This is a genomic window from Phyllobacterium sp. 0TCS1.6A (assembly GCF_026420825.1).
GTDB lineage: Bacteria > Pseudomonadota > Alphaproteobacteria > Rhizobiales > Rhizobiaceae > Phyllobacterium.
Genome location: NZ_JAPMAB010000003.1, coordinates 51,274 through 63,387 on the forward strand (window position 1 = coordinate 51,274; position 12,114 = coordinate 63,387).

The following is a 12,114-nucleotide window of genomic DNA, read 5'->3' on the forward strand; positions in this document are numbered from 1 at the left end:
ATTGATGAAAGGATCGAATACGATGAATATCGGTCAAAGGCTTGCCCGCATGTGTGGCGCTGCCGTCTTGGCGTTAAGCCTTGTCTCGACTGCGAACGCAGCTGACATAACCGTCAAGCATGCCCAAGGTGAAACTGCGATTCCAGCCTCTCCAGCAAAAGTGCTGGTCTTCGATCTGGGAACGCTCGACAACCTTGATCGCCTGGGTGTCAGGGTGACCGGCGTGCCGAGCGGCATATCGTTCCCCGAATATCTGAAAAAATACCAAGGCGATGACTATGCAAAAATAGGCACGCTGTTCGAGCCGGATTATGAAGCCGTAAACGCCGCGGCACCGGACCTCATTATTGTGGCCGGTCGGTCGGCCTCGAAATACGGCGAATTGTCAAAAATCGCGCCAACGATCGACCTGACGCTTGATGCCAAGAATTTTATTGCCGGCACGGAAGCCAATATCGAGAAGCTTGGGCAGTTGTTTGGCAAGGAAGCCGGCGCGAAGACGGAAATCGAAAAGCTCGACGCTGAACTGGCAGCGCTAAGGAACAAGGCTGCAAACAAGGGGAATGGCCTTCTCATCCTCACGTCCGGTGGCAAGATCAGCGCCTACGGCCCCGGATCGCGGTTTGGCATTCTGCATGATAGCCTGGGCGTCACGCCCGCAGCTCCGAATCTTTCCATTGGCAATCATGGTCAGCCCGTTAGCTCGGAGTTCATCCTCGAAACAAATCCTGACTGGCTGTTCGTGATAGACCGCGATGCCGCAATCGGACGCGAAGGCAACTCGGCAAGGCAGGTTCTCGACAACGAACTGGTCCGCCAGACCAATGCCTGGAAGAAGGACCAGGTGGTCTATCTGAACGCGCAGAACTGGTATCTCATTGGCGGAGGGTTGGGAGCACTGCACCAAACGATCAGGCAGATTTCCGCTGCCTTCGACAACGCAAAGTAAGAGCTCATGAAACAGTCGATCCGGACCAGCTGTTTCATCCGGCGTTCCGAAGCCACGACCAGGTAACAAGACAGGAAATAGGTGTGACGAGACTCGCTGCAGCCATAGCCGTCGTTGTCATACTGGCTTTCATCAGCCTGTTTATTGGTGTGAGCGACGTGTCACTCGGTACACTCTTGGGCGTAGGAAGCACTGACCGTGCGGCCGAAGTCATGCTGGTCAGCCGTATTCCACGCACTCTGGCGATTGTCCTCGCCGGCATGTCAATGGCTGTCTCCGGTATGATAATGCAGATGCTGACGCGCAATCGCTTCGTGGAACCCTCGACAGCGGGGACCGTGGAATCGGCAAGCCTCGGTGTTCTGCTGGTCATTCTGTTTGCGCCTCAAACGCCCGTGTTCGGCAAAATGCTTGTGGCTTCTCTTACCGCACTTGCGGGAACCGCCCTGTTTCTTCGCATCCTGCGCAGCATTCCGTTGCGCTCTGTACTGGTAGTTCCGCTCGTCGGAATTATGCTTGGTGGAGTTGTCAGCGCGATCACCACCTTCATCGCCTACCGTTTCGACCTTCTACAATCGCTCAATTCATTTACTGTTGGCGATTTCTCGGGAGTGCTTCGCGGACGCTATGAGCTCTTATGGTTGGCTTTTTTCCTGACGGTATTGTCCTATATTGTGGCTGATCGCTTTACAGTTGCGGGACTGGGCGAGGATTTCACCACGAATCTCGGCCTGAACTATCGTCACGTCGTCACGCTCGGTCTCATCATAGTCTCGATGGTCAGCGCCTCCGTCGTAGTCACCGTCGGTTCGATACCGTTTCTCGGGCTTATCATTCCAAATATCGTCAGCCTGTTCGTCGGCGACAACATGCGTCGTGCTGTGCCATGGGTTGCAGTCCTCGGTGCCGGGCTTGTCCTTGCATGCGACATTGCGGGCCGATTGATCCGATATCCCTACGAGATTCCCATCGGCACGATGATGGGTGTGACAGGGAGCGCTATTTTCCTTTATCTCCTGTTGCGGCGGGGCTCGCGATTTGCGTAAACGCCCTGCCTTCCTGCTATCGCTGCTTTGCCTGCTCACCCTGATTGCCGCCGTCGCCTTCATGACGCTCGGAGCTAAGGGTGGCTGGGCATTCATCCTGTCCTTCCGAGGTACCAAACTGGCAGCGATGGTGCTGGTGGCCTATTCGATTGCTGTTTCGACCGTATTATTCCAGACAGTAACCAATAACCGCATACTCACTCCCTCGATTATGGGTTTCGACGCGCTCTATATCCTGATCCAGACGCTGGTGGTTTTCTTTTTCGGTGCTGTACACATCGACTGGCTCGGGCCAAACGTGCGGTTCCTGGCAGAAACCTTCGTCATGGTAATCTTCGCCGGTGCACTGTACCACTGGCTATTTTCAGGTGCCGCGCGCAGCCTGCATCTCGTAATGCTTGTCGGCATCGTTTGCGGTGTATTCTTCCGCAGCATTTCCAATCTGATGCAGCGAATGCTCGATCCCAACCTGTTTGCTGTTTTGCAGGACCGCTTCTTTGCCAGTTTCAATACGATCAACAGCGATATCCTGATCATATCAGCCTGTATCGTCATTGCCGTGTCGCTATACGGACTGCGCTTCATTCACGTCCTCGACGTCCTCTCTCTAGGGCGTGATCCGGCAATCAATCTGGGCGTTGATCACCACCGTGTGGTACGCAGGATTCTATTCATGGTCACAGTGCTTGTTTCGGTCTCGACTGCGCTTGTGGGACCGGTCACTTTTTTTGGGCTGCTTGTCGCCAATCTTGCCTACATGATCGCAGGTTCTGCAAAGCACCGGTTTGTTCTTCCAGTGGCAGTGCTGCTTGCAATTCTTTGCATTGTCGGCGGGCAGACGGTGCTCGAACGGGTCTTCTCATTCAACACCGCGCTTAGCGTTATCATAGAGTTCCTGGGCGGTCTGGTCTTCATTATCCTTCTCGTCAGGGGGCATGCACGTTGATCGAAATCAGCCAAGTCAGTAAATCCTATGATGGTACACTCGTTGTCGATGATGTGACCCTCAGCCTGCCTGCTCGCGGCATCACATCCATCATAGGGCCAAACGGGGCAGGAAAATCTACACTGCTCTCCATGGTGAGCCGTCTGCTTCCCATGGACAAAGGGCGCGTGACAGTCTCCGGCCTTGACGTGACCACGACGCCTAACGACGTACTGGCGAAACGCCTTTCGATATTGCGACAAGAGAATGTAATCAATTCCCGCCTTACTGTGCGTGACCTTGTAATGTTCGGTCGTTATCCCCACACGAAAGGCCGCCCGAACGAAGCAGACCGCAAGCATCTCGAACGGGCTATCGGGTATCTCGGACTTGAGGAATTAAGTGGACGCTTTCTGGACGAGCTTTCCGGCGGGCAGCGGCAGCGTGCCTTTCTGGCGATGGTCCTGTGCCAGGACACGGATTATGTATTGCTTGACGAACCGCTTAACAATCTCGACATGAAACACTCGGTCATGATGATGAAGCTATTGCGCCGTGCAGCAGATGAATTAGGCAAAACCATCGTAGTGGTTCTCCACGACATCAACTTCGCCTCCTGTTATTCCGACCACATAGTTGCCATGCGTCAAGGCAAGATACTGCACCAGGGATCACCGGATGAGCTCATTCAACCGGACATCCTTGGTAATATTTACGAGATGGAAATCCCAGTCGAAATCATCGATGGCAAACGTGTCGGCGTTTACTGGTCCACACCTGACAAGCGATAATCATTATATCTGTGGCCGGCCATCTGAAATCGGAAATGCGGCTGTCATTGCTCGCAATCCAGATTGACGTGACATCGAAGGTCGCACCCATCGGAACGGTACCGTGATGCGACCCCGACTGAGTCTCACCATGGAATTTCACCGTTTATATCCACGAAGCGTCCGCTGACGCCGTCCTCGAGCAGCGCATACTTGACTGGTGCTCTCGCACCGTCCGCCGCCCCTGCGAGACCCTGTCCACCGGTGAGATCAGTCTTGACGAAACCGGGGCTGACCGCGTTCACGCAAATTCCCGTGTCCTTCAGTTCCTGTGCAAGCTGGACTGTAAACATGTTCACCGCCGCCTTGGAGGCATTGTAGGCCAGAAGACGCGACGCGTAATAGGGGTTAGACGGATCGCTATTGGCATCGAGTGAACCCAGTGTGCTCGATAGGTTGACGATACGCGCCGCAGAAGATCGTCGCAGAAGCGGCAGCATTGCTTGTGTCACCGCGACCATGGCTACGAAGTTTGTCTCCATCGTCTCGCGGATGACCGCTGGGGAAGCTGAAGTTGGCGGCCCATCGTCTTTGATGTTCCATATGCCAACGTTGTTGACAAGGATGTCGAGATGGCCATGCGCGTCTTGGATGTGCTGTGCAGCAGCAGCGATGCTGGTTTCATCACTGACTTCGAGTTCAACGAAGGTAGCCTCGATGCCCTCAGCCCTCAGTTCGCGAACTGCCTGAGTGCCTCTGTCCGCGTTGCGCGCGCCGACAATAACGCTGACGCCACGTTGACCGAGTTGGCGAGCGGTTTCGAGACCAATTCCCTTGTTTGCACCGGTTACGAGAGCGATAAGATTTTGCTGCATGCGCTTCCCTTTTCTAGTTTTTGTCCGCAGATAAAGATATGAAGAAATCCTCAGTTTGAGGATTCGCTTTTGGACATCGAAGTGCCATCATCGTTAAAGCGCCGGAAATCGCCGCAACAGAGGCGGGCGACGGCGACGCTTGAGGCCATCTACGAAGCAACGATTCAGCTTTTGGTGAAGGACGGGCTCTCAGAGCTGACAACGACGAGAGTGGCAGAACGCGCTGGCGTCTCGGTTGGCACATTGTACCAATATTTCCCGAACAAGCAGGCGTTGATCTATGCGGTGAACGAAGTCTACCTGGACGCTCTCGCCGAGAAGATAAAAACGGCATGCACCGCGCGGCGGGGCGACGTCATGGAAAGCATGGTTGAAAACCTTATCGATACCTATTGGCAAGCAAAAACGGAACGCGCCGACGTGACTCGTGCCCTGTACCGATCTGTTGTCGAGATGGATAACGAAGCACTCATTTCGGCGTTCATAGCTCGTACTGACGCGGCTGCCGTCGCTATGTTCGCGAGCGCATCCGACGCACCTTCTACCGATCCCGTCCTGGTGACCAGGGTCATTCTGACTGTGATTTTCGGGGCAGTTCGCAATGCTTTCGAGCGCGCAGTTGCCGGTCCCATCGACGATGGCCTCCGCCAGCAATTGCGGATCATGTGCGTTGCCTACATTCGCGCAATGCAATTGTCCGATCCAATGAGCCTTGCGAATTGAGTACGCCAGGGGATTTGATTACGCTCGCTTGTACACGATCGTGCGGCCGCTAATTTAGGGCCTATGAGTTGAACTCCCACACTGCGATGTGTATTCAACATTATACTATTAACAATGGTTATAAGTAATATGTTCTTGGTAATTTTAATTACTATAATGATGATATCAATCACGTTGGAAGAAAGCTTTACACTTTATCGAGCTAAACATTTTCTTTTCCAGATTTGCTTATATGCCGCTTCAAGAGCGCAGAAGCAAACTCGAGATCCCCATTTTCAATTGCGTCAAGAATACCCAAATGTTCTTTGCATGCCTTGCGAATCCGCTCTTCGCCCAGTCTCGCAAAGTCGGAATATTCAGTCATGCGCCGCAGGTGGTTTTGCCAGCGCACGGATTGGGTGAAAAAGCGATTATTCGCCCATGAAACGATGGTTTCGTGAAAGTTGGCGTTGGCACTGAACCAGATATCTTTTGTAAGGCGTTGAAGCGGCAATGCCAGTATCTCTTTTTGCTCACGCTGCAGAGCGGCAAGCTGGCTTGGTTCAGGTGCGTAATCCGTTTGAGAAAGCGCACCGCATTCCACCACGAGGCGAAACGCATAGCTTTCATTGACGGCACGCTCATTGTCGAGCGACTCGGCAAACCGCCATCCGTGACCGGGCAGACGTTCTGCCAGACCTTCAGTAGCAAAGCGCATTAAAACTCGACGAACTGCACCACGCGTAGCTCCGAGTTGATCGGCAAGTTCCGCTTCCGATACTTCATCACCAACAACGCCCGAAGCACGCAAACTCATCAGCCTTCGGTAAATATCTTCCGCTTCCGACGGCGGGAGCAACTCGTCATTCAACTCATCCGGCTCAGGGAAGCGATGTAGTTGATATCCGCGATTGGGTGTCTGACGAACTAAACCGCGTTGCACCAGCAGATTGAGCACCTGACGCACAGGTGAGCGCGACACTCGAAGCTCCTTGGCAATGGCGGCATCTGACAGCCGATCGCCAATCTTCCAACGAGCAGCGGATATGAGCGAAACCATTTTATGCGCAACTTCTGCCTGAAGGTTGCTCAGACCGAGTCCGCTCTCCGCCGAACGCCTAATATTCATATTCACGTGCCGTGTCCTTGAATGTCCATTTTTTATAAAATCAAAGAATACCGCGTGTTTCACAAGTGGTCATTTTCATAACGCTTACCCCATTGGAATGGCGGGCAATCGTGCATGAAAATGGCACGCGGAAAATGCTCCATATGGTAACAAAAAACTATTGACGCCGCAAATAACGGATGCAAAAATGTATTAAGCGAATATAAAATACAAAATACGGATGCCCATGTCAGTTTCTCCTTTTCCATTCATTACGGTTTCGGGCGCTCCAGCGGAGCGTGGTCGTCAATATGGGATTCTGGCCGCAGAACGTATTAGGTGCAGCGCCCGTCTTTATGCGGGTACGCTTGACGCTTTCGGTTTTTCACCTGCGCGTAAGAAACGCATTGTCGAGGAATTTGCACAAAAGATCGAGGAGTTCGACGCGTCCTACGTCGAAGAAATGCGTGGCATTGCCAAGGGCGCCGAAGTTCCGTTTGAGCAGATCGTTATGATCAACGCACGCACTGAGGTCGTGGCAGTAGCACGTTTGGAAACCGGCGCGCCCGATCCGGAAGAGCAGGATGACGGCTGTACCGGCGCGCTCATCATGCCTGCGAAGAGCTCGTCCGGTAATCTGGTGCATGGCCAGAACTGGGACTGGCGTTCTGAATGCGTGGAGACTGGTATCGTACTGCGCGTCCGCAACAATAATGGCCCTGATTTCATTACTTTTGTTGAAGCCGGAGGTCTGGCGCGCAGCGGCTTTAATGAAGCCGGTATCTCGATTACCGCCAATTATCTTGAATGTGAGCGCGACTATAAGAAGCTTGGCGTTCCGCTTGGTCTCGTGCGTCGTAAGGTGCTGGAGCAGGAGCATTTTGCCAAAGCCATAAAAGCCGTGGCTTCGACGCCGAAGTCCTGCTCAAACAATATCATGATCGCCACCAGTGCTGGCTTTGGCATTGATTTTGAATGTGCGCCGGATGAATCCTTCCCAATCCTGCCAGAGAACGATCTTATCGTTCATGCAAATCATTGGGTCAGTCCAATTGCGCTGGCGAAACTGCGCGACACAGGCATTCCATACGTGCCGGAAAGCTTTTATCGCGACTGGCGTGTGCGCCAATGCCTTGAAGCTAGTGGCGGCAAAATTGGCCGTAAGGAACTCAAAGAAGCGCTGTTTGATGACTTCCTGACGCCTTATGCCGTGTGCCGTCCGCCACGTCCGGGCAACCACGACAATATCACGGCCACGGTCGCCATGGTGGTGATGGAGGCGGCTCTCGGCATGATGGAAATCGCGCCCTTGCCAGCCTTGAATCGCGAGTTTGCGACCTACTGCCTGCAGGATTACACGCCGCTTCCTGCCGATGCCGCACCACGCGCGAAATCCCTATTTATCGAAGGCTGAAGAAATGCTGCGCTTTGCGCTCTCCAGAATAGGCATGGCCATTCCAACATTGCTGATTGTGGCGGTGGCTGTGTTTGTGATTGTCCGGTTCATACCGGGCGATCCCGCAGCCCTGATGCTGGGCGATTCTGCGGATGCGGCAACATTGGCTGCCTTGCGCGAACAGCTAGGGCTCAATCATAGCATTCTGACGCAGTTTCTGCTCTGGGGCGGCAATGTTCTGCATGGCGATCTTGGCGTATCCATTGCAAACCAGCAGCCTGTGCTTTCCCTCGTTCTGGAACGGTTTTTGGTGAGCGCGCGTATTGTGCTGTCTGCTGTCGTGCTTTCCACGCTGGTCGCGGTTCCACTCGGAATGGTCGCTGCATGGAAACAAAACAGCCTGACTGATCTCACACTTGTGACGTGCGCCACTTTACTGTTGTCGATCCCGGCATTCTGGATGGGTCTGCTGCTGCTGCTGGCATTTGGTCTCAAGCTTGGATGGCTGCCGATTGTTGGTTATGTCAGCTTCGGCGAAAATCCATGGAAGGCGCTTCTCTATCTGGTATTGCCGGTCACGACGCTGTTTCTGCATGAAATTGGCGTGATCCTGCGTATGGCGCGAGCATCGACGCTCGAAGTGCTGAACCTTGATTACATCACCCACGCACGCGCCAAGGGGCTGTCGGAAGCAGCCGTTATGTGGCGCCATGCATTCCGCAATGCGTTTGGTCCTACCTGGACATTGCTCGGTTTGATCCTTGGCAATCTGCTGGGCGGTATTGCAGTCGTGGAGACGGTTTTCACTATCCCGGGTCTCGGCAGGTTGCTGGTCGATGCGATTTTTGCCCGCGACTACCCGGTCATTCAGGGCTGCTTGCTGTTTACGGCTTGCGTCTATGTGCTGGTCAATCTGATCGTGGACCTTTTTTATCCGTTCTTCGACCCGAAGGTGACGGCGAAATGAAGAACATCTCTCTCAATGCCTTAATCGGCGGATCTTTGACTGCGACGCTACTGACAGTGGCGCTCGTTGGCTCCGTCTGGACACCTTACAATCCGCTTTCGCTTGATTTTGCCGCGCGTCTTGCGCCGCCGAGTGCAGTGCACTGGCTTGGTACAGACGAATTTGGGCGCGACCAATTGAGCCGCCTGATGAAAGGCGCGTCCGCCAGCGTTTCGATTAGCGTTTTCACAGTCTTTCTTGCCACCTTGGGTGGTGTTCTGATTGGTGCAACCAGCGGCTTTTTACGTGGCTGGTTCGACCGGTTTCTGATGATGATCAATGATGCGCTGCTGGCCTTTCCCGGCATATTGATGGCGCTTGGTCTTCTGGCTGTCTTTGGCGCAAACAATAATGGCATCATCCTCGCACTGGCTCTCGCCTATATGTCTTCGGTTATCCGCGTGGTTCGTGGGACGGTCTTGAGCCTGCGTGAGCGAGAGTTTGTCGAGGCTTCCCGCGTCATGGGAAACTCGGAAATCTATACGATGGTGCGTCATATCCTGCCCAATTGCCTTGCACCCGTGTTGGTAATGGCAACGTCGATGTGCGGCTGGGCAATCCTTGCTGAAAGTGCACTGAGCTTTCTGGGGCTGGGCGTACCGCCACCGGCGCCGACATGGGGCAATATGCTTGCCGGAAGCCGTAACTTCATCGAACAAGCCGTCTGGCTTGGCATTTTCCCCGGGCTTGCAATTTCGCTCTCGCTGCTTGGCATCAATCTGCTTGGCGACGCATTGCGCGATCGTCTCGACCCACGCATGAGGCAGCGCTCATGACTTCCGCACCACTGCTCGAAATCGACGATGTAAGCCTGCGTGTTGGCGATAGCACACTGGAGATCGTCAAGCGTGCTTCCTTCTCCCTCAAGCGTGGCGAAATCCTTGGCATTGTTGGAGAATCTGGTTCCGGCAAGACGATGCTCGCGCGGGCGATCATGGGACTGGCGCCGTTATCGATCAAAACCAGCCATGGTGCGATCCGTTTCAAAGGCCAGAACATTTCCACCATGTCGCCAGCCGCATTGCGCGGTCTTCGTGGTGATGGCATCGCTATGATCTTTCAGGAGCCTATGACATCGCTCACCCCGTCGCTGACCATTGGACGCCAGCTTGAGGAAGGGCTGGAGCTCCATTTCCCCGCGGAAAAAGCTCAACATGCCGAATGGATCAGAGCCATGTTGCAGCGGGTTGGCATCGCCGATCCTGAACGTGCAATACAGGCGTATCCACATGAGTTTTCCGGTGGGATGCGCCAGCGTATCATGATCGCTTGCGCCATGCTGATAAAGCCCGATCTGCTCATTGCGGACGAGCCGACCACAGCGCTCGATGCGGTCATCCAGCGCGAGGTTATGGAGTTGCTGGTTGATCTCACGCGTGAACGTGGAACGACCGTTTTGCTCATCAGCCATGACCTTCCAATGATCGCGCGATACTCCGATCGGATTGTCGTGATGCGTCAAGGGGAGATGGTTGAAACGGGTCATACCGCTGATGTTCTCGCCAAACCGCAACATGATTATACCCGCAAGCTGCTTTCAACATTGCCGGTTCGGGGAACTGCGCGCGTGGTGCCACAGGCAGAGCCGCTGATCAGCGTTCGCGATCTGGTTGTCGATTTTGAGGGGCGCGGCGGCTGGTTCAAGAAAGCCGGCGGCAAACGCGCACTGCATGGCGTGACGATTGATGTTTTGCCGAATGAGGTCGTCGCGGTGGTTGGCGGATCAGGCTCGGGCAAAACCACTGCCGCACGCGTTATGGCTGGATTGATCAAACCAAGTAGCGGCAAGCTGCTGTTTAAGGGACAGCCTGTTGAAAGACGTTCAACCCATTACCCCGACTACCGTTATCACACTCAGATGGTGTTTCAGGACCCTTACTCGTCGCTTGATCCGCGCATGAAAGTAGGTGAGTTGGTTGGTGAGGCGCTGCGCTTCTCAAAAGAACTTTCTTCGAGCCAAAAGGTCGAGCGGGTTCGTGAGACGCTCGACGATGTGGGGCTCGGTGGCGACTACGCCAATCGTTACGCGCATGAAATGTCGGGTGGCCAGCGTCAGCGTGTGGCGATTGCCCGTGCGCTTGTGCGCCGTCCAGCTTTTGTGATTGCCGATGAAGCCGTCTCGGCGCTCGACGTAACTGTACGGGCGCAGGTTCTCGATCTCTTTGCCAAACTTCAGCAGAGCTATGGCTTTGGCTGCCTGTTCATCACCCATGATCTGGGCGTGGTGGAGCAAATTGCTGACCGTGTGATCGTCATGAATGAGGGACGCATCATCGAGCAGGGGACGCGTGATGAAATCTTCGACGCGCCGCAAAACGACTATACCCGCCGTCTGCTGTCGGCCATTCCGATGCTCGAATTGACGGGCGAGGGTGGCGTCAAACTGAAATGGCGCGGCGACGGTGGAAATACGAAATCCGGGGAGGAGGGCGGTCATGTCCATCATTGAAGAACAGCCTGCAACCAAACGGCAGGGTCACGGCAAGAAGCTCAGCTTCTATGATTTTGGTGCAACCACCTTTTTCGCGAGCCAGTTCGATCAGCGCTTCAGCTACTGCCTTTACGTGCCGGAAGACTATGATGAAGACGGCACGGAAACGCACGAGTTGATTGTTATCGTCCATGGTACTGGTCGCACCGCCGCACAATATCGCGATCACTTCGCAAGTTTTGCGCAAAAGAACCGTTGCATCGTACTGGCACCGTTGTTTCCTGCTGGCATCGTCGTGCAGGGCGATCTCGCCAATTACAAACGCATCGAGTTTCATGGCATTCGCTTTGATCATATTCTTCTGTCGATGATCGACGAGGTGGCAGCCAAATATCGCCTCAAGAGCAATCGCGCGATCATGTACGGCTTTTCGGGCGGTGGGCAGTTCTGCCAGCGCTTTTTCATGCTGCATCCACAACGGCTCAAAGCCGTTTCTATTGGCGCGCCCGGTGTCGTGACCTTGCTTAATTCCGATTATGACTGGTGGGTCGGCGTGCGCGATGTTGAGGTCCGCTTTGGCTGTCGCATCGATCCTGAAGCGATGAAAGCGGTGACGGTGCAAACGGTTATTGGCGAAGAAGACACCGCCACCTGGGAAATTGCCATTCCGCGTGACAGCGCCTTCTGGATGGATGGTGCCGATTTGCAGGGCGATTGCCGGATTGACCGCATTGAAGCACTGGCGCGGTCTTTCGAGACGCATGGCATAGCAGTTCGCAGAGACCGGGTGCCCGGCGTAGCACATGAACCTTTCAATGTGCTGGAGCCGGTGAAAGCGTTTTTCGCTGATGTTCTGAAGTCACGAAGCTGACATTGCCGCAAAATCAGAAACAAAAAGGGGAAATC

Annotated in this window: 12 protein-coding genes; 10 read left to right on the forward strand and 2 right to left on the reverse strand. The window is 54.3% G+C overall.

Going from position 1 to position 12,114, the window contains the following annotated elements:
- Window positions 1–4: 4 nt before the first annotated feature.
- The 4 genes from OSJ75_RS08410 (at window position 5) to OSJ75_RS08425 (ending at window position 3,711) form a co-directional block, all read left to right on the forward strand.
- Complete coding sequence (locus OSJ75_RS08410) at window positions 5–949, forward strand: siderophore ABC transporter substrate-binding protein (RefSeq protein WP_250016081.1); 945 nt, start codon at window positions 5–7, stop codon at window positions 947–949.
- Window positions 950–1,032: 83 nt separating this feature from the next.
- Entirely contained in the window at window positions 1,033–1,995 is a 963-nt protein-coding gene (locus OSJ75_RS08415; RefSeq protein ID WP_267227557.1) for an ABC transporter permease, read from the forward strand.
- Window positions 1,988–2,941, forward strand: coding sequence for an iron chelate uptake ABC transporter family permease subunit (locus OSJ75_RS08420; RefSeq protein WP_267227558.1), 954 nt, complete (start codon window positions 1,988–1,990; stop codon window positions 2,939–2,941). Before OSJ75_RS08415 ends, OSJ75_RS08420 begins: the two co-directional genes overlap by 8 nt.
- Window positions 2,938–3,711 carry an ABC transporter ATP-binding protein gene (locus OSJ75_RS08425; RefSeq protein WP_267227559.1) on the forward strand — a complete coding sequence of 258 codons (774 nt, stop codon included), beginning with the start codon at window positions 2,938–2,940 and terminating at the stop codon, window positions 3,709–3,711. The genes OSJ75_RS08420 and OSJ75_RS08425 overlap by 4 nt, the downstream gene beginning before the upstream one ends.
- A gap of 125 nt (window positions 3,712–3,836) precedes the next feature.
- Here the strand turns inward: OSJ75_RS08425 and OSJ75_RS08430 are convergent, their stop codons facing one another.
- The gene (locus OSJ75_RS08430; RefSeq protein WP_267227560.1) at window positions 3,837–4,565 is read right to left on the reverse strand and encodes an SDR family oxidoreductase; all 729 of its coding nucleotides are present in this window, start codon (window positions 4,563–4,565) and stop codon (window positions 3,837–3,839) included.
- Window positions 4,566–4,634: 69 nt separating this feature from the next.
- On the opposite strand from OSJ75_RS08430, the gene OSJ75_RS08435 reads away from it, so the two are divergent.
- Window positions 4,635–5,288 (forward strand): TetR/AcrR family transcriptional regulator, encoded by a 654-nt coding sequence (locus OSJ75_RS08435; protein WP_267227561.1) that lies wholly within the window; start codon window positions 4,635–4,637, stop codon window positions 5,286–5,288.
- A 202-nt stretch (window positions 5,289–5,490) separates the two neighbouring features.
- Here the strand turns inward: OSJ75_RS08435 and OSJ75_RS08440 are convergent, their stop codons facing one another.
- The gene (locus tag OSJ75_RS08440) at window positions 5,491–6,396 is read right to left on the reverse strand and encodes a GntR family transcriptional regulator (protein ID WP_267228023.1); all 906 of its coding nucleotides are present in this window, start codon (window positions 6,394–6,396) and stop codon (window positions 5,491–5,493) included.
- A gap of 226 nt (window positions 6,397–6,622) precedes the next feature.
- Here OSJ75_RS08440 and OSJ75_RS08445 point away from each other — a divergent pair, with 226 nt between their 5' ends.
- Genes OSJ75_RS08445 through OSJ75_RS08465 form a run of 5 tightly spaced genes read left to right on the forward strand, consistent with a single transcriptional unit; the run spans window position 6,623 to window position 12,079 of the window.
- Window positions 6,623–7,789, forward strand: a complete 1,167-nt coding sequence (locus tag OSJ75_RS08445; RefSeq protein ID WP_267227562.1) for a C45 family autoproteolytic acyltransferase/hydolase — start codon at window positions 6,623–6,625, stop codon at window positions 7,787–7,789.
- A gap of 4 nt (window positions 7,790–7,793) precedes the next feature.
- Window positions 7,794–8,738 (forward strand): ABC transporter permease, encoded by a 945-nt coding sequence (locus tag OSJ75_RS08450; RefSeq protein ID WP_267227564.1) that lies wholly within the window; start codon window positions 7,794–7,796, stop codon window positions 8,736–8,738.
- A complete protein-coding gene (locus OSJ75_RS08455) occupies window positions 8,735–9,553 on the forward strand; it encodes an ABC transporter permease (RefSeq protein ID WP_267227565.1) in 819 nt (272 codons plus the stop codon). Before OSJ75_RS08450 ends, OSJ75_RS08455 begins: the two co-directional genes overlap by 4 nt.
- Window positions 9,550–11,226 carry an ABC transporter ATP-binding protein gene (locus OSJ75_RS08460; RefSeq protein ID WP_267227566.1) on the forward strand — a complete coding sequence of 559 codons (1,677 nt, stop codon included), beginning with the start codon at window positions 9,550–9,552 and terminating at the stop codon, window positions 11,224–11,226. The genes OSJ75_RS08455 and OSJ75_RS08460 overlap by 4 nt, the downstream gene beginning before the upstream one ends.
- Complete coding sequence (locus OSJ75_RS08465) at window positions 11,213–12,079, forward strand: alpha/beta hydrolase (RefSeq protein WP_267227567.1); 867 nt, start codon at window positions 11,213–11,215, stop codon at window positions 12,077–12,079. The genes OSJ75_RS08460 and OSJ75_RS08465 overlap by 14 nt, the downstream gene beginning before the upstream one ends.
- Window positions 12,080–12,114 lie beyond the last annotated feature (35 nt).

What these genes read in the sequence shown, in the direction of transcription:
- OSJ75_RS08460 (WP_267227566.1), top strand. Translation starts at nt 9,550, where the DNA reads ATGACTTCCGCACCACTGCTCGAAATCGACGATGTAAGCCTGCGTGTT.
- OSJ75_RS08445 (WP_267227562.1), top strand. Translation starts at nt 6,623, where the DNA reads ATGTCAGTTTCTCCTTTTCCATTCATTACGGTTTCGGGCGCTCCAGCG.
- OSJ75_RS08455 (WP_267227565.1), top strand. Translation starts at nt 8,735, where the DNA reads ATGAAGAACATCTCTCTCAATGCCTTAATCGGCGGATCTTTGACTGCG.
- OSJ75_RS08440 (WP_267228023.1), bottom strand. Translation starts at nt 6,396, where the DNA reads ATGAATATTAGGCGTTCGGCGGAGAGCGGACTCGGTCTGAGCAACCTT.
- OSJ75_RS08430 (WP_267227560.1), bottom strand. Translation starts at nt 4,565, where the DNA reads ATGCAGCAAAATCTTATCGCTCTCGTAACCGGTGCAAACAAGGGAATT.
- OSJ75_RS08450 (WP_267227564.1), top strand. Translation starts at nt 7,794, where the DNA reads ATGCTGCGCTTTGCGCTCTCCAGAATAGGCATGGCCATTCCAACATTG.
- OSJ75_RS08410 (WP_250016081.1), top strand. Translation starts at nt 5, where the DNA reads ATGAAAGGATCGAATACGATGAATATCGGTCAAAGGCTTGCCCGCATG.
- OSJ75_RS08465 (WP_267227567.1), top strand. Translation starts at nt 11,213, where the DNA reads ATGTCCATCATTGAAGAACAGCCTGCAACCAAACGGCAGGGTCACGGC.